The organism is Nocardia lijiangensis NBRC 108240, assembly GCF_001613045.1.
GTDB classification, from domain to species: domain Bacteria; phylum Actinomycetota; class Actinomycetes; order Mycobacteriales; family Mycobacteriaceae; genus Nocardia; species Nocardia lijiangensis.
Genome location: NZ_BDBP01000057.1, coordinates 43,292 through 65,590, shown reverse-complemented (window position 1 = coordinate 65,590; position 22,299 = coordinate 43,292). Strand labels below are relative to the sequence as shown.

22 protein-coding genes are annotated in these 22,299 nt (G+C 69.3%); 6 read left to right on the top strand and 16 right to left on the bottom strand.

Annotation, left to right across the window (positions count from 1 at the left end):
- From whiA to NL1_RS21705, 5 genes are all read right to left on the bottom strand, one after another.
- On the bottom strand, window positions 1-430 hold a 430-nt coding region (gene whiA / locus NL1_RS21725; RefSeq protein WP_067842217.1), incomplete at its 3' end, for a DNA-binding protein WhiA.
- A complete protein-coding gene (locus NL1_RS21720; RefSeq protein WP_067842214.1) occupies window positions 421-1,467 on the bottom strand; it encodes a gluconeogenesis factor YvcK family protein in 1,047 nt (348 codons plus the stop codon). The genes NL1_RS21720 and whiA, both read right to left, overlap by 10 nt.
- On the bottom strand, window positions 1,464-2,405 hold the full coding sequence (rapZ, locus tag NL1_RS21715) for an RNase adapter RapZ (RefSeq protein ID WP_245673447.1): 942 nt from the start codon (window positions 2,403-2,405) through the stop codon (window positions 1,464-1,466). Before rapZ ends, NL1_RS21720 begins: the two co-directional genes overlap by 4 nt.
- A 115-nt stretch (window positions 2,406-2,520) precedes the next feature.
- Window positions 2,521-4,599 (bottom strand): excinuclease ABC subunit UvrC, encoded by a 2,079-nt coding sequence (gene uvrC, locus NL1_RS21710; RefSeq protein WP_067842210.1) that lies wholly within the window; start codon window positions 4,597-4,599, stop codon window positions 2,521-2,523.
- A 98-nt stretch (window positions 4,600-4,697) separates the two neighbouring features.
- The gene (locus NL1_RS21705; protein WP_067842207.1) at window positions 4,698-5,393 is read right to left on the bottom strand and encodes an HAD family hydrolase; all 696 of its coding nucleotides are present in this window, start codon (window positions 5,391-5,393) and stop codon (window positions 4,698-4,700) included.
- A gap of 193 nt (window positions 5,394-5,586) precedes the next feature.
- On the opposite strand from NL1_RS21705, the gene NL1_RS21700 reads away from it, so the two are divergent.
- Window positions 5,587-6,270 carry a hypothetical protein gene (locus tag NL1_RS21700; protein ID WP_156094979.1) on the top strand — a complete coding sequence of 228 codons (684 nt, stop codon included), beginning with the start codon at window positions 5,587-5,589 and terminating at the stop codon, window positions 6,268-6,270.
- 55 nt (window positions 6,271-6,325) lie between these two features.
- Window positions 6,326-8,278 (top strand): gamma-glutamyltransferase family protein, encoded by a 1,953-nt coding sequence (locus NL1_RS21695; protein ID WP_067842201.1) that lies wholly within the window; start codon window positions 6,326-6,328, stop codon window positions 8,276-8,278.
- Window positions 8,279-8,346: 68 nt separating this feature from the next.
- Here NL1_RS21695 and NL1_RS21690 read toward each other — a convergent pair whose 3' ends face one another.
- From NL1_RS21690 to NL1_RS21675, 4 genes are all read right to left on the bottom strand, one after another.
- Entirely contained in the window at window positions 8,347-8,865 is a 519-nt protein-coding gene (locus NL1_RS21690; protein WP_067842198.1) for a PH domain-containing protein, read from the bottom strand.
- Window positions 8,866-8,867: 2 nt separating this feature from the next.
- Complete coding sequence (gene ribH / locus NL1_RS21685; RefSeq protein WP_067842195.1) at window positions 8,868-9,347, bottom strand: 6,7-dimethyl-8-ribityllumazine synthase; 480 nt, start codon at window positions 9,345-9,347, stop codon at window positions 8,868-8,870.
- A gap of 46 nt (window positions 9,348-9,393) precedes the next feature.
- Window positions 9,394-10,638: a bifunctional 3,4-dihydroxy-2-butanone-4-phosphate synthase/GTP cyclohydrolase II gene (locus NL1_RS21680; protein WP_067842192.1), complete on the bottom strand. Its 1,245-nt coding sequence runs from the start codon at window positions 10,636-10,638 to the stop codon at window positions 9,394-9,396.
- 87 nt (window positions 10,639-10,725) lie between these two features.
- A complete protein-coding gene (locus tag NL1_RS21675) occupies window positions 10,726-11,349 on the bottom strand; it encodes a riboflavin synthase (RefSeq protein WP_067842189.1) in 624 nt (207 codons plus the stop codon).
- 596 nt (window positions 11,350-11,945) lie between these two features.
- On the opposite strand from NL1_RS21675, the gene NL1_RS21670 reads away from it, so the two are divergent.
- Entirely contained in the window at window positions 11,946-12,416 is a 471-nt protein-coding gene (locus NL1_RS21670) for a hypothetical protein (protein WP_067842187.1), read from the top strand.
- A gap of 60 nt (window positions 12,417-12,476) precedes the next feature.
- Here NL1_RS21670 and rpe read toward each other — a convergent pair whose 3' ends face one another.
- Complete coding sequence (gene rpe / locus NL1_RS21665) at window positions 12,477-13,130, bottom strand: ribulose-phosphate 3-epimerase (protein ID WP_067842183.1); 654 nt, start codon at window positions 13,128-13,130, stop codon at window positions 12,477-12,479.
- A 123-nt stretch (window positions 13,131-13,253) separates the two neighbouring features.
- On the opposite strand from rpe, the gene NL1_RS21660 reads away from it, so the two are divergent.
- Both NL1_RS21660 and NL1_RS21655 read left to right on the top strand, forming a co-directional pair.
- Entirely contained in the window at window positions 13,254-13,676 is a 423-nt protein-coding gene (locus NL1_RS21660; protein ID WP_067842181.1) for an ATP-binding protein, read from the top strand.
- Complete coding sequence (locus NL1_RS21655; RefSeq protein WP_067842178.1) at window positions 13,676-14,569, top strand: RNA polymerase sigma factor SigF; 894 nt, start codon at window positions 13,676-13,678, stop codon at window positions 14,567-14,569. The genes NL1_RS21660 and NL1_RS21655 overlap by 1 nt, the downstream gene beginning before the upstream one ends.
- Window positions 14,570-14,573: 4 nt before the next feature.
- Here the strand turns inward: NL1_RS21655 and NL1_RS21650 are convergent, their stop codons facing one another.
- From NL1_RS21650 to def, 4 genes are all read right to left on the bottom strand, one after another.
- Complete coding sequence (locus NL1_RS21650; protein WP_067842175.1) at window positions 14,574-14,918, bottom strand: MmcQ/YjbR family DNA-binding protein; 345 nt, start codon at window positions 14,916-14,918, stop codon at window positions 14,574-14,576.
- A 185-nt stretch (window positions 14,919-15,103) separates the two neighbouring features.
- Complete coding sequence (locus NL1_RS21645) at window positions 15,104-16,432, bottom strand: RsmB/NOP family class I SAM-dependent RNA methyltransferase (RefSeq protein WP_084510835.1); 1,329 nt, start codon at window positions 16,430-16,432, stop codon at window positions 15,104-15,106.
- Window positions 16,433-17,073: 641 nt separating this feature from the next.
- A complete protein-coding gene (fmt, locus tag NL1_RS21640) occupies window positions 17,074-17,997 on the bottom strand; it encodes a methionyl-tRNA formyltransferase (protein ID WP_067842172.1) in 924 nt (307 codons plus the stop codon).
- Window positions 17,997-18,554: a peptide deformylase gene (gene def, locus NL1_RS21635; protein WP_067842169.1), complete on the bottom strand. Its 558-nt coding sequence runs from the start codon at window positions 18,552-18,554 to the stop codon at window positions 17,997-17,999. The genes fmt and def overlap by 1 nt, the downstream gene beginning before the upstream one ends.
- Before the next feature lie 367 nt (window positions 18,555-18,921).
- Here def and NL1_RS21630 point away from each other — a divergent pair, with 367 nt between their 5' ends.
- Complete coding sequence (locus NL1_RS21630; protein ID WP_067842166.1) at window positions 18,922-20,709, top strand: ABC transporter ATP-binding protein; 1,788 nt, start codon at window positions 18,922-18,924, stop codon at window positions 20,707-20,709.
- Between the two features lie 38 nt (window positions 20,710-20,747).
- Here NL1_RS21630 and NL1_RS21625 read toward each other — a convergent pair whose 3' ends face one another.
- Both NL1_RS21625 and NL1_RS21620 read right to left on the bottom strand, forming a co-directional pair.
- On the bottom strand, window positions 20,748-21,209 hold the full coding sequence (locus tag NL1_RS21625; protein WP_084510833.1) for a DoxX family protein: 462 nt from the start codon (window positions 21,207-21,209) through the stop codon (window positions 20,748-20,750).
- Window positions 21,206-22,081, bottom strand: a complete 876-nt coding sequence (locus tag NL1_RS21620; protein ID WP_067842163.1) for a sigma-70 family RNA polymerase sigma factor — start codon at window positions 22,079-22,081, stop codon at window positions 21,206-21,208. The genes NL1_RS21625 and NL1_RS21620 overlap by 4 nt, the downstream gene beginning before the upstream one ends.
- Between the last annotated feature and the right edge of the window lie 218 nt (window positions 22,082-22,299).

Sequence of the window (22,299 nt, the reverse complement as noted above, 5' to 3'; positions counted from 1 at the left end):
CCGGTTCGGTGAGCGAGCCGTGCGCGAGAAACGCTCCGCGCCAAGCGGCTTCGGCGTCGGCGATGCTGCCGCCGACCACCTGGGCGGGCAGTCCGCGCACCGGGCGGCCGCGCACGTCGAGCAGGCCGGTCTGCCTGGCCAGCGCCTCGCCCTCCTTCGACACCCGCACCACGTACCGGGAGGTCTTGCGCAGACCGCCCGCGCCGAGCACGTGCACGTCGGAGCCGTAGCCGTACAGCTCGAAGATCTCCCGCCGTAGCCGTCGGGCGATGGACCCCATGTCCACCTCGGCCTCGACGATCACCCGGCCCCCGACGATGTGCAGGCCACCCGCGAACCGCAACAGGGCGGAGAGCTCCGCCTTGCGGGAACTCACCTGCGACACCGTGAGCCTGCTCAGCTCGTCCTTCACTTCGGCAGTCATCGCCACGAGACGCGCTCCTTTCCACCCAACCCGGACCGCACATCCGCGCCCATGTGCCGTCCCTCGACTCGAAGTCCTGCCATTTGCGGCCGAGGTTGCCGGATCAGCTGATCCAGTGCGGCGGCAAGCTTTCCGGGGTGATGCCGGGCCGTTCCCGCTTCGGCGACATCGGAGAAGGTTACTCGCGCCCGCAACTGTTCGGCAGCCCTGGCCACATGTTCGCGTTCCCTGCCCTCGGGCACCGAGCTGGAATCGACAAGGACCTCGTCGACAACGAATTCCGGTGCGTGCTGGGACAATACATGCAAATGGCGCTCCGCGGAGAAACCGGCCGTTTCCCCCGGTTCGGCGGCGAGGTTGAGCACCAGCACCTTTCTGGCTCTGGTGTAGACCAGCGCGTCGCGCAGTTCGGGGACGAGGACGTGCGGAATCACGCTCGTGAACCACGAGCCGGGACCGAGCACCACCACGTCGGCGTGTTCGATGGCCGAGGTGGCCTCCGGGCTGGCGGGCGGGTCGGACGGGATCAGGCGCACACGCCGCACCTTGCCCGGCGTCGTGGCGACCGCCACCTGCCCGCGGATGCAGCGGCTGACCCGCGGATCCGCTTCCAGCCCCGACACATCGGCCTCGATATCGAGCGCGATCGGCGACATCGGGAGCACCCGGCCGCTGGCGCGCAACATCTTGGCCACCTCGTCCAGCGCCGCCACGGGATCGCCGAGCACCTCGGTGAGCCCCGCCAGGATGAGGTTGCCGACCGAGTGACCGGCGAGCGCACCGGTGCCACCGAAACGATGCTGGACGGTCTGCGTCCACACCCCCTCGGGGTCCGCGGCCAGCGCGGCCAGCGCCATGCGCAGATCCCCCGGCGGCAGCACCCCCAGCTCCGCGCGCAGCCTGCCGGAGGACCCGCCGTCGTCGGCGACGGTCACCACCGCGCAGATCTTCCTGGTCAGCCGCCGCACCGCCGTCAGCGTCGCGTACAGGCCATGCCCACCACCCAGAGCGACGATGGCGGGATTCGATTCCCACCCGGTCATTCGCGCCCCAGATCCCGGTGCACGACCCGCACGACATCGGCCGAGCCGTCGGACTCCGCCCCGATGAGTTCGCCCAGCGCCTCGGCGATCGCCACGCTGCGGTGTTTGCCCCCCGTGCAGCCCACTGCCACCGTCATGTATCGCTTCCCCTCTTGGCGGTAACCGTTCGTCGTCAGGTCGACGAGGTGGCGGCAGGTGTGCAGGTAGTCGCTCGCCCCGGGGCGCGACAGCACGTACTCGCTGACCACCGTCTCCTGTCCCGTGTGTTCCCGCAGTTCCGGTATCCAATGTGGATTGGGTAGAAAACGCACATCCAACACCATGTCGGCGTCCAACGGAACCCCGTACTTGAAGCCGAAGGACTGCACGGTCAGCTGCAGGGCGGCGGGCGCGCCGCCGCCGTAGGCCTCCTCCAGCTTGCGGTGCAGCTGATGGATGGACAACTCGGTGGTGTCGATCACGAGGTCGGCGGCCGTCTTCACGGCGGAAAGACGCACCCGCTCGGCGGCGATGCCCGCGGACAGCGTGCCGTCGGCGCTCTCGCTCTGTAACGGGTGCCTCCGGCGGGCGAATCCGAAGCGGCGGATCAGCACGTCGTCGGAGGCCTCGAGGAACAGCACCCTTGTCCGCACGCCGAGCGCGCGCAGCTGTTCGGTGACGACCGAGAGATCGCCGGTGAAGAATCTGCTGCGCACGTCCATGACCAGCGCGAGCCTGCCGATGGGCGGCTCGGCGGAGGCGCCGAGTTCGACGAGTCTGCCGATCAGCTCGGGCGGCAGGTTGTCGGCGACGTACCAGCCCAGATCCTCCAGCACCCGCGCGGCGGTGCCACGGCCCGCACCGGACAGGCCGGTCACGATGACGACCTCGACCTGCTGCCGCAGCTGCTTGCCCGCACGCGGACTGCCCGCACTGTTGTTCGATTCGACGCGTGTCATGTCCTACCGGAATCCGTGTCTAGGTGCCTCTCGATCATCCCGCACCGGATTCGGTATCGGGCGCAGACACACAACGTACGCGAAACCGAGACTTCCGGTGCGGGCCTCCGGTTGGTTACTCCTCCCGCAGCGCCGCTAGCACGGCTTTCGCGGTCGCCACGCCGATGCCGGGTACCTCGGTGATCTGCTCGACCGTCGCCTCCTTCAGCTTGGCCACCGAACCGAAATGAGTGACCAACGCGGTCCGGCGCGCCGCGCCGAGCCCGCGCACCGAATCCAGCGCGGAGGCGGTCATCCGCCGCGAGCGTTTGCTGCGGTGGAAGGTGATGGCGAAGCGGTGCGCCTCGTCGCGCACCCGCTGCAACAGGAACAGCGCTTCGCTGTTGCGCGGCATGATCACCGGATCGGGCTCGCCCGGCACCCACACCTCCTCCAACCGCTTGGCAAGGCCGATCACGGCGACATCGGTGATGCCGAGTTCGTCGAGCACTTCGGCGGCGGCCGCGACCTGGGGTGCGCCGCCGTCGACGACGTACAAGTTCGGCGGATAGGCGAACTTGCGCGGGCGGCCGGTGCGCGGATCGATGCCGGGACGGGAACCCAGTTCGATCTCGTCGGCGTCGTCCGCATCATCATCAGGCGGCGTCGTGGCTGCCGGCGGCTCGGCCCCTTCGGGGCCGACCAGCGGCACGGCGGCCACGCCGTCGAGCTCCTCGCGCTCGGCCTCGTCGCGTTCCTTACGCAGCCGGTGGAACCGCCGCCTTGTCACCTCGGCGATGCTTCCGACGTCGTCGGAGCGCCCGCCGCCCGCGGCCTCCTTGATCGCGTAGTGCCGGTATTCGGACTTGCGCGGCAGACCGTCCTCGAACACCACGAGCGAGGCCACCACGTCGGTGCCCTGCACGTGACTGATGTCGACGCACTCGATGCGCAGCGGCGCGCTGTCCAGGTCGAGCGCATCCTGAATGTCCTGCAGCGCCGCGGAGCGCGAGGTGAGGTCGCCCGCGCGCTTGAGCTTGTGCTGGGCGAGCGCCTCCGCGGCGTTGCGTTGCACGGTCTCGGCCAGGGCCTTCTTGTCTCCGCGCTGCGGGACGCGCAGCTGCACCGCCGAACCGCGCAGCTTGCTCAGCCACTCCTGGATCTGGTCGTGGTCGGCGGGCAGCTCGGGCACGAGCACTTCGCGCGGGACGACGGTGGCGGGCTGCTCCTCGGGGCTCTGGTCCGCGTTGGCGATCTGCTCGCCGTAGAACTGGGTGAGGAACTGCTCGACCAGCGCGGCCAGCTCGCCGCCGGACTCCGCGGTGTCGACGGCATCGCCCGCCTTGTCCACCACCCAGCCGCGCTGACCGCGCACCCGGCCGTCGCGGACGTGGAAGATCTGCACCGCCACCTCCAATGCATCGGTGGCGAAGGCGATCACGTCGGCGTCGGTGCCGGTGCCGAGCACCACGGCCTGCTTCTCCAGCGCGCGCCGCAGCGCCTGCACGTCGTCGCGCAGCCGGGCCGCGTTCTCGAAGTCCAGGTCCTCGGCGGCCTCGTGCATGCGCCGCTCCAGCTCGCGCACCATCCGGTCGGTGCGCCCGGCGAGGAAGTCGCAGAAATCCGTCACGATGCGGCGGTGCTCGTCGGCGGTGACCCTGCCGACGCACGGCGCGGCACACTTGTCGATGTAGCCGAGCAGGCAGGGCCGCCCGATCTGGTTGTGCCGCTTGAAGACTCCGTTCGAGCAGGTGCGCGCGGGAAACACCCGCAGCAGCAGATCCAGCGTCTCGCGAATGGCCCAGGCGTGCGCGTACGGGCCGAAGTACCGCACGCCCTTCTTGCGCGCGCCGCGATAGACGAACAGGCGCGGGTAGTCCTCGTTCAAGGTCACCGCGAGCACCGGATAGGACTTGTCGTCCCGGTAGCGCACGTTGAACCGCGGATCGAATTCCTTGATCCAGTTGTATTCCAGCTGCAGCGCCTCCACCTCGGTGGAGACGACCGTCCACTCCACGCTCGCGGCGGTGGTGACCATCTGCTTGGTGCGCGGGTGCAGCGAAGCCACGTCGGCGAAATAGGAATTCAGCCGACTGCGCAGGCTCTTGGCCTTGCCTACGTAGATGACCCGCTGGTGCGCGTCCCGGAATTTGTAGACGCCGGGTTCGACGGGGATCGTACCGGGGGCGGGCCGGTACCTCGCTGGATCTGCCACTCGACCAGCCTATAGGCGGGGTCGGACACGGTTTCCGCGCAACCCGCGCCGGTCCGCGAGCAGCGATCGGCCGCCACCCGTCGCGACGGTCCGCGCACTCACCTCGGGACGGCCACCCCGTGCGCGCGCAGCGCGTCGACGAGCGCGTCGGGTCGCTGCGCGGTGGGCAGCGGGTCGACCAGGGCGAAGCGCGAGCCGAGCGCGGTCGCGCCGCCGTCGGCGTGCGCGCTGTCGCCGACCATCAGTGCCCGCGCCGGGTCGACGCCGAGTTCGTTCAATGCGGCGAGGAAGATCCCCGGCTCGGGTTTGATCACCCCGATCTCGAACGAGAGCGCCATCGCGCCGACGAGCCGGTCCCAGCCGCGCGCACGGAACGCGGGCCGCACGTCGAACGCGATATTGCTCACCACACCCACCGGAACGCCCTGTCCGGCAAGGAATTCCAGGACCTGACCGGTGTCGGGATACGGCGTCCACGCCAGCGGATCGACCAGACGGCCGTAGAGCCGCTCGGCTTGTTCCTCCGACGGCACGCCGGAGAAGCGCAGCACCTCCAGGTACGCGTGCCGGTGCATCGCCGGATCCAGATCCCGGTTGTCCCAGGCCCGCTGACCTTCGGCATCGAAGGTCATGAACTGCTCGACCGGCGCCGTCATCCTGCGCAAGATCTCGGCCTTGGCCTCGACATCGAAGTCCGCGCCGTCGGCGCCGACCAGTTCGTCACCCCAGGACTCGTCCTCCTCCAGCCGAAAGATCGTCCCGGAGAAGTCGAAAAGTACGGCCTCGATATCCACCCGACCAGGGTACCGACGCCGCGGCAGACGGGCCCGGCGTCGCGGTGCGGCGCGAGAGGGCAAGGGGCACGGTCGATTCGGGCGTGCGCTTTGGCGCGGACCGCATGCGCGCGGTAGATTTGCGCGGCGCCGGTGAGGTACCCGAGGGGGGACCTGCCGAGCCATCTGTTCGATCTCCCGGGGGAAATACCGCGTGACAACTTCATCGCCCGTGCCCGGCCCTGCGCCCGAATCCACGGGCGGGCCCGCTTCGGCGCCGCCGAAGCACGGCCGCGCGATCGCACTCGGGTTTCTGCTCGGCATGGTCCTGTGTCTCGTCGTCGTCGGCGCGTTCTTCCTCGGCACCCGGACGAGCGACGAGCCCGCGGCCGCGCGGAGCGCGACGACCTCCACCGCGCGTACCACCACCGCACCGCCGACCTCGACGACACCGGATCCGCTCGCGGGCATGGCAGTCGGTGAATGCGCGGCGCTGCAGTCGCCTGGCGCGCCCGGCACCCCGGCCCGGCCGGTCGCCCGTCCCGAGAAGGTGCCGTGCGAGGCGCTCGGGTCGATCTACCGGCTGGTGCAGTACGGGCCGTGCACCGACCCTCAGGTGAGTGTGCAACAGACGCAACGGGATTCGACCGGCAGCCTGGTCTACCACTACTGCTTCGCCTTCGACTGGCAGGCGGGCACCTGCTACGACGTCGCCGACTGGGCCGAACCGATGAAGGTGGATTGCGGTACACCGGAATCGATCATGGTGACGGCGGTGTTCAACGAGATCACGCGGGTGCAGAACTGCCCCATGGACGCGAACGGCGCGACCGCGCGGACGTGGGACAAGCGGAATCTCACCGTCTGCATGCGCGGTTCGGACGGCCCGGGCAACTGACGGCCTCGCCCGAAAGCCGCACCGCTGTCGGTCCCGAGGGCTACAGTCCAGAGGCATGACGCGCGCGCGACACATCTGGAGCGGAGCCGCCGCGGCCACGGTGCTCACGGTCGGACTTCTCACCGGATGTTCCCCGACCGAGGAGACGACAACCTCCGAATGCACCAGCGCCCCCAACGGGACGCCGGTGATCGCGGCGCCGCCGACCGCGGCGGGCACGGCGACCACCAAGAACCTCAGCACCAATCCCGAGATCGCCTCCGGGTATCGCAGCGGGATGACCGCGGTGCGCACCGCGTCCTACGCGGTCTCCACCGCGAATCCCGTTGCCACCGAGGCGGCTTGCCGGGTGCTGCGCGACGGCGGCACCGCGGCCGACGCCCTGGTCACCGCGCAGCTGGTACTCGGTCTGGTGGAGCCGCAGGCCTCCGGCATCGGCGGCGGCGCGTTCCTGCTGTACTACGACGGGACGACCAAGACCGTCGAGGCCTACGACGGCCGTGAGGTGGCGCCCGCCGCGGCCACCGAGAACTACCTGCGCTGGATCAGCGACACCGACCGCACCGAGCCGCAGCCCAACACGCGTGCCAGCGGCCGCTCGATCGGCGTGCCTGGGGTGCTGCGGATGCTGGAGCAAGCGCACCGCGAGCACGGGAAGACCGGGTGGCGCGAACTGTTCGCCCCGGCGGTGACGCTGGCCGACGACGGCTTCGCCATCAGCCCCCGGCTCGCGGGCCAGATCGCGGAATCGGCGCGGGATCTGGCCAGGGACGAGGCCGCCAAGCAGTACTTTCTGCAACCCGACGGTTCGCCGAAACCCGCGGGCACGAAGCTGACCAACCCGGCGATGTCGAAAACGTTGAGCGCCATCGCCTCCGACGGCGCGGACGCCTTCTACACCGGCGCCATCGCCGAAGACATCGTCGAAGCCGCGACCGCGGGGTCCGGCGGGCGTACGCCCAGCTTGCTCACCGCCCAGGATCTCGCCGGCTACCAGCCCAAGAAGCGCACGGCGCTGTGCAGCGACTACCGCGGGCACGAGATCTGCGGGATGCCCGCGCCCTCGTCGGGCGGGAGTACCGTCGCGGCCACACTGGGCATCCTGGAGAACTTCGATCTGGCCGGGCTGAGACCCGAGGCCGTCGACCGCAACGGCGGCAAGCCGAAGGCCGAAGCCGTGCACCTGATCTCGGAGGCCGAGCGGCTCGCCTACGCCGATCGCAACAAGTACGTGGCCGACACGGACTTCGTTCCGCTGCCCGGCAATTCGGCACAGACCCTGATCGACGAGAACTACCTGAAGCAGCGCGCGTCGCTGATCGATCCCGGCCGCAGCATGGGCACCGCCAAACCGGGTGACTTCGGCCCGGTCCCGGTGGGCGTCGGTCCGCAGCCGCCCGAACACGGCACCAGCCACATCTCGGTGGTGGACGAGTACGGCAACGCGGCGGCGCTGACCACCACGGTCGAGTCCGCGTTCGGGTCCTTCCACGTGGTCGACGGTTTCGTGCTGAACAACCAGCTCACCGACTTCGCCGCGGAACCGGTCGACCCGGACGGCACGCCGGTCGCGAATCGGCTGCAGCCCGGCAAGCGCCCGCGCAGTTCGATGGCGCCCACGCTGGTGTTCGATCGCGCGCCGGACGGCAGCCGCGGCGAGCTCACCCACGTCACGGGGTCGCCCGGCGGTTCGGTGATCATCCAGTTCGTGGTGAAGACGCTGATCGGCATGCTGGATTGGGGCCTCGATCCGCAGCAGGCCGTCTCGGCGGTGTCGTTCGGCGCGGGCAACACCCCGACGACCGGCGTCGGCGGCGAGCATCCTGCCATCGACGCGACCGACAACGGCGACCACGATCCGCTCGTGCTACGACTGCGCGAACTCGGGCACCAGGTATCCGTCGCACCCCAGTCCAGCGGGCTCAGCGCGCTGGTGCGCGACGGGCAAGGGCTGATCGGCGGCGCGGATCCACGGCGCGAGGGCGCGGTCCTCGGCGACACGCGCTGACCGGACATCCGGTGCGGACGCCCGCTCAGCGGGACAACGACATCGGAGACGGCGCCGGACCGTGCGCGTCAGTCCTGCTTCGGCTCGGCCGGTCCCGCGTATTTCGCGCCGAGTTCGCGCAGCCGATCCATCGCGCGCGCGGCGTGCGCCTTGTCGTTGGAGCGGATCGCGAGCAGCGGCACGTAGTCGTCGTCGACCAATTCCAGTCGCGCCCAGGACTTCCGGTCCGGGAACGAGACGCCGCGGATGTGTTCCCAGCCGAACAGGGTGTCGCCGAGGATGTTGCGCACCGATACCCCGCGCGGACTGACCCGCACCCGCGGGCGGGTCAGCATCAGCACCGCGCCCGCACCGAGCACGCCGATGCCGACCATCGCGATCTGGTCGGCGAGCCGGAAGTTCACACCGGTCGAGCCGCTGCGCAGCCAGATGCCGCCCACCGCGAACATGGCCACGATCAGCGCGGCGACGATCCGTGCCGTCAGCACCGCGCGGCGCGGGCGCACCTCGAAGTCCCAGCCGCCGTCGGCCGCGGCGCCCGCGGGCTGTGCGCCGTCGTTCCTCCTCCAGATGCGAACGACCGGCATGACTACGCGGACTGCCGCAGCGCGCGCAGGGTGAGCGCGGCGTCCAGCGCCGCGGCGCAGGCCTGCTCGCCCTTGTCCTCGGCCGAACCGGGCAGCCCGGCGCGATCCAGCGCCTGCTCCTCGGTGTTGGTGGTCAGCACGCCGTTGGCGACCGGCGTCGCGGCGTCCAGCGAGACCCGGGTGAGGCCCGCGGTCACCGCATCGCAGACGTATTCGAAATGCGGTGTGCCGCCGCGGATCACGACGCCGAGCGCGACGACCGCGTCATGGGTGCTCGCCAGTTCCTGGGCGACCACCGGCAGCTCCATGGCGCCCGCGCAGCGCACCACGGTCACGTGCTGGACACCCGCCTCCTTCGCCACCCGCTCGGCATTGGCCACGAGGGTGTCGCAGATCTTGGTGTGCCAGCGCGAGGCGACGATGCCGAGCTTGAGGTCCTTGGCATCCGACAGCTCGAAGCTGGGTACGCCGGTGCCGCTCATCGTGTTCCGCCTTTCCGGAGGTCGTCGTCGTTGACTGCGCCGTCGTTCACTGCGCCGTTTCGCCGAGGTCGAGTTCGTCGAGACCGATCAGGTCGTGCCCCATCCGGTCGCGCTTGGTGCGCAGGTAGCGCAGGTTCTCGGCGTTGGCGCGCAACGGCATCGGGACGCGCTCGGTGATACGCAGTCCGTAACCGTCGAGACCGACCCGCTTGGCCGGGTTGTTGGTGAGCAGGCGCATCGACCGGATACCGAGGTCGACCAGGATCTGCGCGCCGGTGCCGTAGTCGCGGGCATCGGCGGGCAGGCCGAGCTCCAGGTTCGCGTCGACCGTGTCGTGGCCGGAGTCCTGCAGCTGGTAGGCCTGCAGCTTGTGCATCAGCCCGATGCCGCGGCCCTCGTGACCGCGCATGTACAGCACGACGCCGCGGCCTTCGCTGTCCACCATCTCCAGCGCGGCATCGAGTTGCGGGCCGCAGTCGCAGCGCAGCGAGCCGAACACGTCGCCGGTCAGGCATTCGGAGTGCACCCGGACCAGCACGTCCTCGCCGTCGCTGATGTCGCCGCGCACCAGCGCGACGTGCTCGACCTCGTCGTAGATGCTCTGGTAGCCGACGGCCGTGAAGTCGCCGTGCGCCGTCGGGATGCGCGCCTCGGCGACCCGCACCACCTGCTTCTCGTGCTTGCGCCGCCAGGCGATCATGTCCGCGATGGAGATCAGCGCCAGCTCGTGCTCGTCGGCGAAGACGCGCAGCTCCTCGGTGCGGGCCATGTGGCCCTCGTCCTTCTGGCTGACGATCTCGCAGATCACGCCCGCCGGGCGCAGGCCCGCCATGCGGGACAGATCGACGGCCGCCTCGGTGTGGCCGGGACGGCGCAGCACGCCGCCTTCCTTGGCGCGCAACGGCACCACGTGGCCGGGCCGGGTGAGGTCGTCGGCCTTGGCGTCGGCGTCGGCGAGCAGGCGCATGGTGGTGGCGCGGTCGGCGGCGGAGATGCCGGTGGTGATGCCCTCGCGGGCGTCGACCGAGACGGTGTAGGCGGTGCCGTGCTTGTCCTGGTTCGTCGCGTACATCGGCGGCAGGCCGAGGCGGTCGCAGTCGTCACCGGTCAGCGGCACACAGATGTAACCGGAGGTGTAACGGATCATGAAGGCGACCAACTCGGGGGTGGCCTTCTCCGCGGCGAAGATGAGGTCGCCCTCGTTCTCGCGATCCTCATCGTCGACGACAACGACGGCCTTACCGGCGGCGATGTCGGCGACTGCGCGCTCGATGGTGTCGAACCTGGTCACGTCTGCTGTGCTCCATCTCGAATTAGGTGCCTCACTACAGTAAGGCCTGTCCCGTGCGCCCACGGCGGCGCATCCGCACGCGCGCGCTCAGCCGCGCTGCTGCAGGCGCTCGACGTACTTGGCGATGACGTCGACCTCCAGGTTCACCGTGGTCCCGACACCCGCCGCGCCCAGATTGGTCAGCGAGAGGGTGGTGGGGATCAGCGAGACCTCGAACCAGTCGCGGTTGCCATCGGCGGCGGGTTCGTCGGCGATGCCGAGACCCGAGACGGTCAGCGAGATGCCGTCGACGGTGATGGAGCCCTTCTCCACCACGTAGCGGGCGATCGAGCCGGGCAGCGAGATGCGCACGACCTCCCAGTTCTCGGAGGGGGTGCGGGAGAGCACGGTGCCGGTGCCGTCGACGTGGCCCTGCACCAGATGTCCGCCGAGGCGGCTGTTCAGCGCGGCGGCCCGCTCCAGGTTGACCCGCGAGCCCGCGCCGAGCCCGCCGATGGAGGAGCGGTTCAGCGTTTCCTGCATGACGTCGACGGTGAAGGAGTCACCGTCGACGACCTCGACCACGGTCAGGCACACGCCGTTGACCGCGATCGAATCACCGTGTCCGGCATCGGAGGTGACGAGCTTGCCCCTGATGGTCAGGCGCGCGGCGTCGGCCAGCTGCTCGGTGGCGACGATCTCGCCCAGCTCCTCGACGATGCCTGTGAACATGCGTGACTCCCTGTCGCGTGTGTACGTACGGTTGCGGAACAGCCGGGACCCCCGCCGCTATTCCCGGCGTTCGGTGCCCTCACCAGGGTAACGACGCCGGGTCGTAGCGCCCAGCGCGGTGGGCTCGCCACCCCGCATCCGCAACCGCCATTCTGCGACACACCGCGAAAACAGCCGAGCAGACTTTTATCGACCACCGGTCGGGCGATTGCCGACATTAACTCGAAACAATTCTGTACGGTCATACCGGAATTTCCGAGTTTCCAGATCGACGGCAATTGTTCAGCGGGATTTCCCACAGCTACGCCGGGCGATTTCACCGGGACCGTCCAAGGTCGAACTCGACTTGATACCCAGCTGGAACACAGATACACCAACTTCTTGCGCCGGAACGAAAATGGAAGCAATATTGTTATGTAGCTGATTCCTACCGTTCAACTTCCGATCCGAGCAGTTCGCCGTCGAATGGTTCGACAAGGCCGACGCCGCTTCGACAGGGCAGTGCCCGAGAAGTTCAACCCAAGGAAATCCACCACTCGAGAAAGCCAGGGCAGCACAGTGGGCCCAACCGAGTTCGACACAGATGGGGGTGCCGCGTGACCACGTTTCTCGATTCGACACTGGAAGTCCGCTGCGCGCAGTACCGGCGCGAGTTCCACTTGCCCGCATCGATCGATCCCACGTCACGCCACATCCTGCTGCACATCGGCACCCATTACGGCGCCATCACGATGCCCGCCGAGCTCGGCGAACAGGTGCAACAGAAGCTCGCGCAGGCGCAGATCGCCGCGCCGGTCGTGCACCACCCGCGCGCCCGGCGCTGGACGTTCATCACCGGTCCGGCGCGACCCGATTCGCTCACCGCCGCCGTCTCCGCCCAGCTCTTCCGGCTCTACGCGACGGTCGCCTGCGCAGGCAGCCAGATCGTGCTGCCGTCGCCCGACGACGAGCGCACCGGCTACCGCGTCTGGGTGCAGCCGCCCGAGGGCGCGACGACGCTGCCGCCACTGACCGTGGTCATCGAGGCGACACGCGCCCTCGGAGCGCCGAAAAACCGCGCGCTGTAACGAAATCCGGTCGCACGCCCGCGGACCAAGCCGCAGCGGCGTAGTCCGATGCCGCGTTGCTCAGTGCCACACGGCGGCCGCTTGCCGCCGCAGCGTCTCGACGGTGGCGCCGGGGTCGGCGGTGTTGTAGACCGCGGAGCCCGCCACGAAGCAGTCGATCCCCGCCTCGGCCGCCTGCTCGATGGTGTCGGCGTTGATGCCGCCGTCGATCTCGACGATCAGCCGCAGCTCACCGGCGTCGACCAGCCTGCGCACGGTACGCGCCTTGTCCAGCACGTGCGCGATGAACGACTGGCCGCCGAAGCCGGGCTCCACGCTCATCACCAGCAGGGTGTCGAATTCGCGCAGGATCTCCAGGTACGGCTCGATCGGCGTGTTCGGCTTCACCGACAGGCCTGCCTTCGCGCCCGCCGCGCGGATGTCGCGAGCCACGGCGATCGGGTCGTCGGTCGCCTCGGCGTGGAAGGTGACGTTGTACGCGCCCGCCTCCGCGTACGACGGCGCCCAGCGGCCCGGGTCCTCGATCATCAGGTGGCAGTCCAGCGGGATGTCGGTCACCTTCAGCAGGCTCTCCACCACCGGCAGGCCCAGCGTGAGATTCGGCACGAAATGCGCGTCCATCACGTCGACGTGCAGCCAGTCCGAGCCCTCCACACGGCGGGCTTCGTCCGCGAGATGAGCGAAATCGGCGGACAGGATGGACGGCGCGATCATCGGCTGGCCAGGGCGGGAAAACGTGGGTGTGGACACAGCCCCGGAGTGTACCGAGCCCGATCACACACCGTGCCGCAGGGAATCGGTGATTGCAGGCGGCCTCCAGTGGGTAGCCTGTGCAGAGTGATCAACATTTCGGCGGAACAGGGGCTCTACAGCACCCCGGTGGAGATTCGGGTGGCCGCATCGGTCACACAGCTGCCCATCGTGCGCGGGCTCGCCGAAACTCTCGTCCTGCTCAGTGATTTCACCCTGGACGAAGTGGCCGACATCCGGCTGGCCGTCGACGAGGTGTGCTCGACCCTCATCGCGCTAGCCGCGCCGGGCACCAGCCTGGACTGCCGATTCACCATCGGGGAGACCGAACTGCGCGTGGAGGTCACCGGCATCGCCGGGGCCGAGGGGCTACCCGATCAGCGCAGCTTCGGCTGGCATGTGCTGCGGACGCTCACCGACGTGGTGGAGGCGACACAGAATTCGTACGATTCAGCGGTCTCCGGATATCCGACGACAGTGGAGTTCCGTCGGGTCCGGGGGAAGGCGTAGTGGCGGACGAGGACACCGTGTTCGACCAGGACCGTAATGAGGAAGCCGAAGCCGAGCCCACCGACGCCGAGCCCACCGACGCCGCCGAAGAGGCGGACGCCGCCGAAGACGCGGAGGCCGTAGCCGAGGCGGGGTCGGTCACCGGCTACGACGACCTGAACGCGCTGTTCGAGCGGCTGGCCGCCAGCGAATCGGGCACCGCCCAGCACTCCGCGGTGCGCGCCGAGCTGATCAGCCGCTGCATCCCGCTCGCCGATCACATCGCGCGCAAGTTCAGCGGCCGCGGCGAACCGTTCGACGACCTCACCCAGGTGGCGCGGGTCGGGCTGGTGCACGCGGTGGACCGCTTCGACGTCTCGCGCGGATCGAACTTCCTCTCGTTCGCGGTGCCGACCATCATGGGCGAGGTCCGGCGCTACTTCCGCGACAACACCTGGGCCATGCGAGTGCCGCGGCGGGTCAAGGAAACCCACCTGCGCATCGGGGCGGCCATCGACACGCTCTCGCAGACCCTCGGCCGCTCCCCCACCGCCAAGGAGATCGCGGCGGAACTCGAGGTGGATCCCGACGAGGTGACCCAGGCCGTCATCGCGGGCAACGCCTACCAGCCCAGCTCCATCGACGCGGCGGCGCTCGGCCGCGACACCGAGGCCTCGCTGCTGGACACGCTCGGCGAAGAGGAATCCCAGTTCGACCGGGTGGAGGAGTACGTCGCCATCCGGCCGCTGCTGGCCGGGCTGCCGGAACGCGAACGCCGGATCCTCACCATGCGGTTCTTCGAATCCATGACCCAGACCCAGATCGCCAAGCAGATGGGCATCTCGCAGATGCACGTCTCGCGCATCCTGGCGAAAACCCTTGCCCGGCTGCGGGAGCTGTCGAGCCGGGACTGACGGGTCACCCCGCCGCGCGCTCCTTGCGGATCTTCGCGGGCGCCGACAACCACCAGGCGGCATCGATCAGTTCACGCAGCTGATCCGGCGCGATCCGATCGAGATCGATGAGGATGTACGGGTATCCGTCGTAGTGCGGCGTGGTGTAGAAGGCCGGATCGCCCGCGGCGAGCAGCGCCTCCTTCTCCGCCCTCTCGCACAACAGCACGAGCCCGCCCTCGGCCTCCGACCGCAGCCGCGCGAACCCCTTGCCGCCCACCTTCAGCGCGGGGCTGCGCCACCACGTCGACTCCTCGACCGCCGGGAACTCGGTCGCGATCGCCACCACGTCTTGCCACGTCAGGGTCATGGGACCAGTGTGCGCGGGCGCGGGCGCGTTGGATTGGACGGATGGAACCGAGGGCGTGATCGGCTCGGCCGACGCGGGACTGCCACGGGGCGCGGTGGTGTCGTGTCATGTCCGGGCGTGGACCGTCGCCGAGCCGGTTGTCTGGGCGCGCTGGCCGCAGCTCATCCCACCGGCTCGGCTGACGTTCAGATCGGTTTACGCAGCGCCGCCATGAACATGGCGTCGGTGCCGTGACGGTGCGGCCACAACTGCGCGGCCTTGCCGTCTCCGAGGTCGGTGACGCCGGGGAGCAGGTCGCGGGTGTCGAGTTCGACGGCGCCCGTGCGGCGGACGTGGTCGGCGACGATCGACACGGTCTCGGCCAGGTGGGGTGAGCAGGTCGAGTACAGCACCACACCGCCGGGACGGAGCAGATCCCATGCGGCGGTGAGCAATTCGCGCTGCAGCACGACCAGGTCGCGCACGTCGGCGGGGCTGCGGCGCCAGCGCGCCTCCGGCCTGCGCCGCAATGCGCCGAGGCCGGTGCACGGCGCGTCGACCAGGATGCGGTCGTAGCCGGGCTCGAGGCCGCTGTCGCGGCCGTCGACGACGTGCACCCGCACCGGTAGGTCGTGGGTGGCCTTGCGCACCAGTTCGGCGCGGTGTTCGGCGGGCTCGACGGCGTCCACCTGGAAGCGGTCGATCGCCGCGAGCGCGCCGAGCAGCGCCGCCTTGCCGCCCGGTCCGGCGCACAGGTCGAGCCAGCGGCCGCCGTCGGGACCCTCCAGCGGAGCCCGCGTCAAGCTCAGGGCGACGAGCTGGCTGCCCTCGTCCTGCACCGCGGCCATGCCTTCGCGCACGGGCTCCAGGCGGCCGGGATCCCCGCCTTCGAGATAGACGGCGTACGGCGACCAGCGGCCTTCCTCGCCGCCGGTGACCAGCGCGAGTTCCTCGGCGGTGATTTCCCCGGGCCGGGCGACCAGGTGCACGACCGGCCGCTCGTCGTCGGCGGCGAGCAGGTCGCGCAGTTCGTTCGCGCGGGCGCCGAGCGCGTCGGCGAACGCCTGGGCGATCCAGACCGGGTGCGCGTACTCGAAGGCCAGCCGTCCCACCGGGTCGGCGGGGGCCAGCGTCTCGACCCATTCCTCGACGGGCTTCTCCCCCGCGCGCCGCAGCACCGCGTTCACGAAACCCGATTTGCCCGCGCCGAATTCGGCCCTGGCCAGCGCCACCGACGTGTCGACGGCGGCGTGCGCGCCGATGCGGGTGCGCAGCAGCTGATAGGTGCCCAGTCGCAGGATGTCGAGCAACGGCCCGTCGATCTCCTCGACCGAGCGGCCCGCGCCGTGCGCGATCACCGCGTCGAGCAGTCCGGTGGTCCGGCAGGCCCCGTAGGCGAGCTCGGTGGCCAGCGCCGCGTCCCGGCCGGACAGATGCCGGTCGCGAAGCAGTCCGGGCAGGACGAGGTTCGCGTACGCGTCGCGCTCCCGCACCGCCCGCAGCACCTCGAGCGCGACCTCGCGCACCGGGTCCACGTTCCCGGCGCGCCGGGACCGCTTTCCTGCCGAACCCCGATCCTTGTCCGCCCCAGCGGATTTCGCAGTACCGGCGCGCTGTCCGCCCGGCGAACGCTCCGCCGCCGCGCGACCGCCGCGCTCGGCCTGCCTGCCGACGGCATCGTCGGCTCGCCGCCTGCCGGACGATCCCGAGCCGGAATCCGAGCGACGACCGGAGGCGTCACCGCCGGACCTGCCTGCCGACCTGTCGTCCCACGATCGGTCCCGGCCCGCACCGCTCTTACCCGGCGCCTGCGCCGATCGTCCGGCGCGGCCGAATCCGGTTCGTCCTTCGTCGGAACGCGCTGCGCCGTAACCGGACTCGCGACCCGCCCGTCCACCTGCGGACTTGCCGCCCGGCTTGTCCGTGCCCCGAGTCGTTTTCCCCTCGAAACGGCGGTCGCCTTGACTCCGGTAGCCCGTCGCCTCCCGATCGGACCGGAACGGCTTGCGCGGCGAATCCGGCTTCCGTTGCGCGCCACGGCTTCCCGTGAACGCATCCGAATCTCGCTCCGGCTTGCCGGAGGCGGCGTCACGGCGGGCCTCCTGCTTGCGCGCGGCACGTTTGGCCCACCCGCCGTCGATGTCCTTGTCGGACTTGTGTGGGCGATCCGCGGGGCTCATTCGACCACCGCCCCGGGCTGCAGGCGGGCGCCGCGCGCCCAGTCGAGGGCGGCCATCATGCGCTTGCCCTGCGGCTGCACCTGGTCCAGGCGCACGGCGGTGGTCGCGGTGCCGACGAAGACGCCGGTCTTGCGCACCTCGATGACGCGTTCGGGCAGCGCCTCCTGCACCATCTCGACGGGTCCGAGCTTCAGGCGGGTGCCGTTCACCTCGGTCCACGCGCCGGGCGCGGGCGTGACGGCGCGAATGCGCCTGCTGATGGCCAGCGCGGGCAGGTCCCAGCGGATGTGACCGTCTTCGGCGACCACCTTCGGGGCGTAGGAGACGCCATCGGTGGGCTGCGGCACGGCGTGCAGGGTGCCGTCCTCGACGCCGTCCAAGGTCGTTTCGAGCAGGTGCGCGCCGGTTTCGGCGAGCCTGCCGAGCAGGGCGCCCGCGGTGTCGGTCACCGCGATCTTCTCGGTGACCACCCCGAAGACGGGTCCGGTGTCCAAGCCCGACTCGATCTGGAAGGTGGACGCGCCGGTGATCTCGTCACCGGCGTCGATGGCGGCCTGCACCGGCGCCGCGCCGCGCCACGCGGGCAACAGCGAGAAGTGCAGGTTGATCCAGCCGAAGCGCGGAATGTCGAGCACCCGCTGCGGCAACAGCGCGCCGTAGGCCACCACCGGACAGCAGTCCGGGGCCAGTTCGGTGAGCTGCTCGATGAATTCGGGTTCGCTGGGGCGGCGCGGAGTGAGGACGGGAATGCCGTGCTCGTCGGCCAGCGCGGCGATCGGCGACCGCGTCACCTTGCGTCCGCGCCCTGCGACCGCGTCGGGCCTGGTCACCACGGCGACCACCTCGTGGCGGCCGGACTCGATGAGCCTGCGCAGCGAGGGAACGGCGGGTTCGGGGGTGCCTGCGAAGACGACGCGCATCAGCGGCCCCGTCCGAACGGTCCGGCCTGGCCCGCACCGCGCGATTCGCGCACGGTCACGCCCGTGACGAACCAGTCGGATTCCCGGATGGTGCGCATCGCCTCCTTGCGGGAGGCCGGGTCGAGCCGGTCGATGAACAGCACGCCGTCGAGGTGGTCGGTCTCGTGCTGCACGCAGCGCGCCAGCAGTTCCTCCGCGGCGAACTCGACGGGGTTGCCGTGCATGTCGACGCCGGACGCGCGCACCCGCAGCGCGCGGCGGGTGTCGTAGCGCAGCCCGGGGATGGACAGGCAGCCCTCGGGACCGACCTGCTCCTCGTCGCCCACCACGGTGTAGGTCGGGTTGACCAGATGGCCCGCGGCGTCGCCGGTGTCGTAGACGAACACCCGCAGGCCGACGCCGATCTGCGGCGCGGCCATGCCGACACCGCCGTCGTCGTGCATGGTGTCGGTCAGGTCGGCGACCAGCTGGCGCAGCTCACGATCGAATTCGGTGACCTCCGCCGCACGGGCGCGCAGAATCGGATCGCCGAACAGGCGAACGGGCTGAATGGTCACGGCGGCTCCCGGAAGCGGACGAATACGGTCGTCTCATTCTAGAGAGCGACGCCGATCACCCGGATCTCCCCAACGCGAGCCCTCCGACCTGGTAGAACTCCATTGCGGACCGGGCGGGGTGTTCATCCCCCCGCCCGGCCGCCTGGGAAGGCCCGGCGGCTTCGCCAAGACCATCCGCGACAACCGACGATCACGAGCCGGGACGCTCGATCACGGTCGGATCTGCCTCTGCCCTCGACTGCCCTGTCGAGGGTTACGCGAGCGGACCCAGCTCGCCGACTGCGGTTATTCGCTGGCGGTAACCCGCCTGGACGCGGGATCATTGCTCACCTGCATCGCTCGTTGATTCGAGACGAGAGGGGGGAGCATGAGTTCACGCGCGACAGCGGTCAAGCTGGTGCTGCGCTTCTATGGCCGGGAAATGGCCTCGCGCAAGGCCACGACGATTCCGGCGCTGCTGGCGCCGGCACTCGGCAATATCTGCAACCTGTACATCGCACCGCTGATCGTCGCCATGATGGTCGGCCGGGTCGCGGTGACCGGGGATACGAGTTTCGGGGCCCTCGCTTCGTACATCCTCGCCTTCGGTGGCGCCCTGCTGCTCGCGGAACTGCTGTGGCGCATCGGGATTCACTGTCTGAACCGAGTCGACGCGTACGGTATCGAGCACCTGTACGTGCTCGCCATGGATGAGTTGCTCGCCAAGGACGCGGCGTTCTTCCACAACAACTTCGCCGGTTCGCTGACGAAGCGCTCGCTCAGCTTCGCAAGCCGGTTCGAACAGTTCGTGGATACTCTCGCCTTCGAGGTCCTGGCGGCACTGGTGCCGCTGGTGTTCGCCTCGGTGGTGTTGTGGCGCTACAACCCCATGCTGGTCGTCGTGCTGATGGGGATGATCGTGGTGACCGCGCTGGTCATCATGCCCTTGATCCAGCGCCGCCAGAAGCTCGTAGACGACCGGGAAGCCGCCATTGCACGGGTTTCCGGGCATGTGGCCGACAGCCTGGCCAATATGCAGGTGGTGCGCGCCTTCGCTGCCGAACCGCAGGAGGCGGCCGAGCATCGGCGGCGGGTCGCCTCGTCGCGGCGAAAGTCGTTGCGCTCCTGGGATTACGCGAACCTGCGGATAGATACGCTGGTAACGCCGCTGGTGGTGCTCACCAACGTGATCGGCCTGCTGATCGCGCTGGGCCTCAGCGGCGGGAATGCGGGGGTGGAGGCCATTGTGGTGGCATTCACCTACTACTTCAACGCCACCGGGATCATGTTCCGGTTCAACCAGATCTACCGGCGGTTGGAGACCGTGCTCACCGAGGCTGCGCAGTTCACCGAACTGCTGCTCGACGAACCGAAGGTGCTCGACACCGAACATCCGGAAGCACTGCGACCCAAGGACTTCAACGTGCGGTTCGAGAGAGTGAACTTCACGCACGGTGGTGCGCGGCAGCTGTTCCACGGACTGGATCTGCACGTGCCGAGCGGCGCCAAGGTGGGCCTGGTCGGACGATCCGGTGGCGGCAAGACCACCATGACCCAACTGCTGCTGCGGTTGATGGATATCCAATCCGGAACGATACGCATCGGCGGGCAGGACATTGCCCGGCTGCGGCAGGCGGATCTGCGCAGTCTGATCGCCTACGTGCCACAGGATCCGGCCATGTTTCACCGGACCCTGAGCGAGAACATCCGGTTCGCGCGCCCGGACGCCACGGACGAGGAGATCCTGCGGGCCGCCAAGGCCGCGCACGTCACCGAGTTCGCGGACGCGCTGCCGCAGGGTATGGAAACGCTCATCGGCGAGCGCGGCGTGAAACTGTCCGGCGGCCAGCGCCAGCGGGTCGCGCTGGCCCGGGCCATCCTGAGGGACGCGCCCATCCTGCTCCTGGACGAGGCCACCAGCGCCCTCGACTCGGAAAGCGAATTGCTTGTGCAGCAAGCGCTCTGGGAGTTGATGGAAGGGCGTACGGCGCTGGTCGTCGCGCACCGGCTGAGCACTGTGGCCGGGATGGACCGGCTGGTGGTGCTCGACCGCGGGCGAGTCGTCGAGGAGGGGACACACGAGGAGCTGCTCTGCGCGCAAGGAACATACGCGCAGCTGTGGCGGCACCAGTCGGGTGGATTCCTCGGCGAGGACGCCCACACCAGCATCTCCTGATGCAGGTGTCATATCGTGGCGCAGCACATCGCGATCCGTCACGTATGTCGTGACGACACAGGGCGAGGTCGTCCGAGGCGTCGAGAGGTGGGGCGGAGGGACCACGAGATCAGTACGCACAGTGCGAATGCCGCGGTCCACAGTAGGTGCGCAGTGGATGATCCGGACGCGACGTGGGAAGCGAATGCTCCGGCGAAGTTGTAGAACGCTCCGGCGTATGCCCATTCTTTCAGTCGCCTGAATCCTGGCGCGAGTATCGCCGACGCGCCCAGTATCTTGCAGACCCCGAGGATGGGAATGAAATATTCCGGGTAGCCCAGTTCGAGCATTCCCGCTACCGTCCCACCGCGGCGCAGCAGATCGGCGATACCACCGCTGACGAGAACGCTGGTCACGATGCCGGTCGCGATCCAGAAGCCGACGGTGACTCCGCGTCCCGGCCCACCACCGAAGCGGGTTGGTGTCCATGGGCCGGCCGCGGTGCGCAGAAGATCGATCATTTCCGATCCTCGAAACGTATTCCGTCGAGCTGCTCCCGATCGCCGATCATCTCGATGCCCACGATCTTCCCCTGCACGATCGCGAAGTAGAAGACGATTCGTGGGCGGCCGCCGACCGTCCAGACCGCGCCGGGAACTCGGTCGATCAGGACCGGCCGGGCGCCGTGCGCGCGGCCGGCGAAGGTTCGGGCCACGGCATCGGCACCGATGACCTCCGCTGCCGCACCGGCCGCCACCACGGTGTCGTCGGCATGCAGCACCACCTCGGGGTCGAGCAGCTCGATCAGGGCGTCGAAGCGGCCCGTGCGCGCGGCGCGTAGGAAGGCGTCGACGATCTCGCTCTGCTGGGCGACGTCGATCGTTGCGGGCTGACCGATACCTTGGACCCGGCGTCGCGCGCGGCTCGCGAGCTGACGCGTCGCCGTGCTGGAACGGCCGACGATCGCGGCTATCTCGTCGAACGGCACGGCGAACATGTCGTGCAAGACGAAGGCGAGTCGTTCGGCCGGGGTCAGGGTGTCGAGGATGACCATGAGTGCCGAGCCGACCGAGTCGGCCATCATCAGTTCGTGTTCGGGCGACATCGCGCCTGCACGTTCGGCTCCGTCGTCGACCACTTCCGTTCCGTAGAGATGCTCGCGGCGGCTCTTGCGGCGCTGCAAGACGTTCAGCGAAACGCGTGACACGACCGTGGTCAGCCATCCGGTCAGGTTGTCGACGTCGGCGATGTCGGTTCGGCTACTCAGTCGTATCCAGGCTTCCTGCACGACATCCTCGGCGTCGGTGGCCGACCCCAGCATCCGGTACGCCACGGCGCGCAGGTGCGCTCTGTTGCCCTCGAACTCTCCGGCCAGCCAATCGGTGTAGTCCATATGTCAATTCCTCCCGGTGGATCTGTCAGTACCTATGACCGGCCGACCCGGGTCGGTGTGACACCGAGGCGCAGCGGAGACCACCTGGTTGCGCGACGCGGATGGCCTCTGTCGTTCTTGCCGTGAACGGATGTCACATTCGCGGCGTGCGGGTGGTCATAGCGGCGACGGGAGATCCCGTGCTCGCCCGGCCTCGGCCAGCGGCACTCGTCCATGCA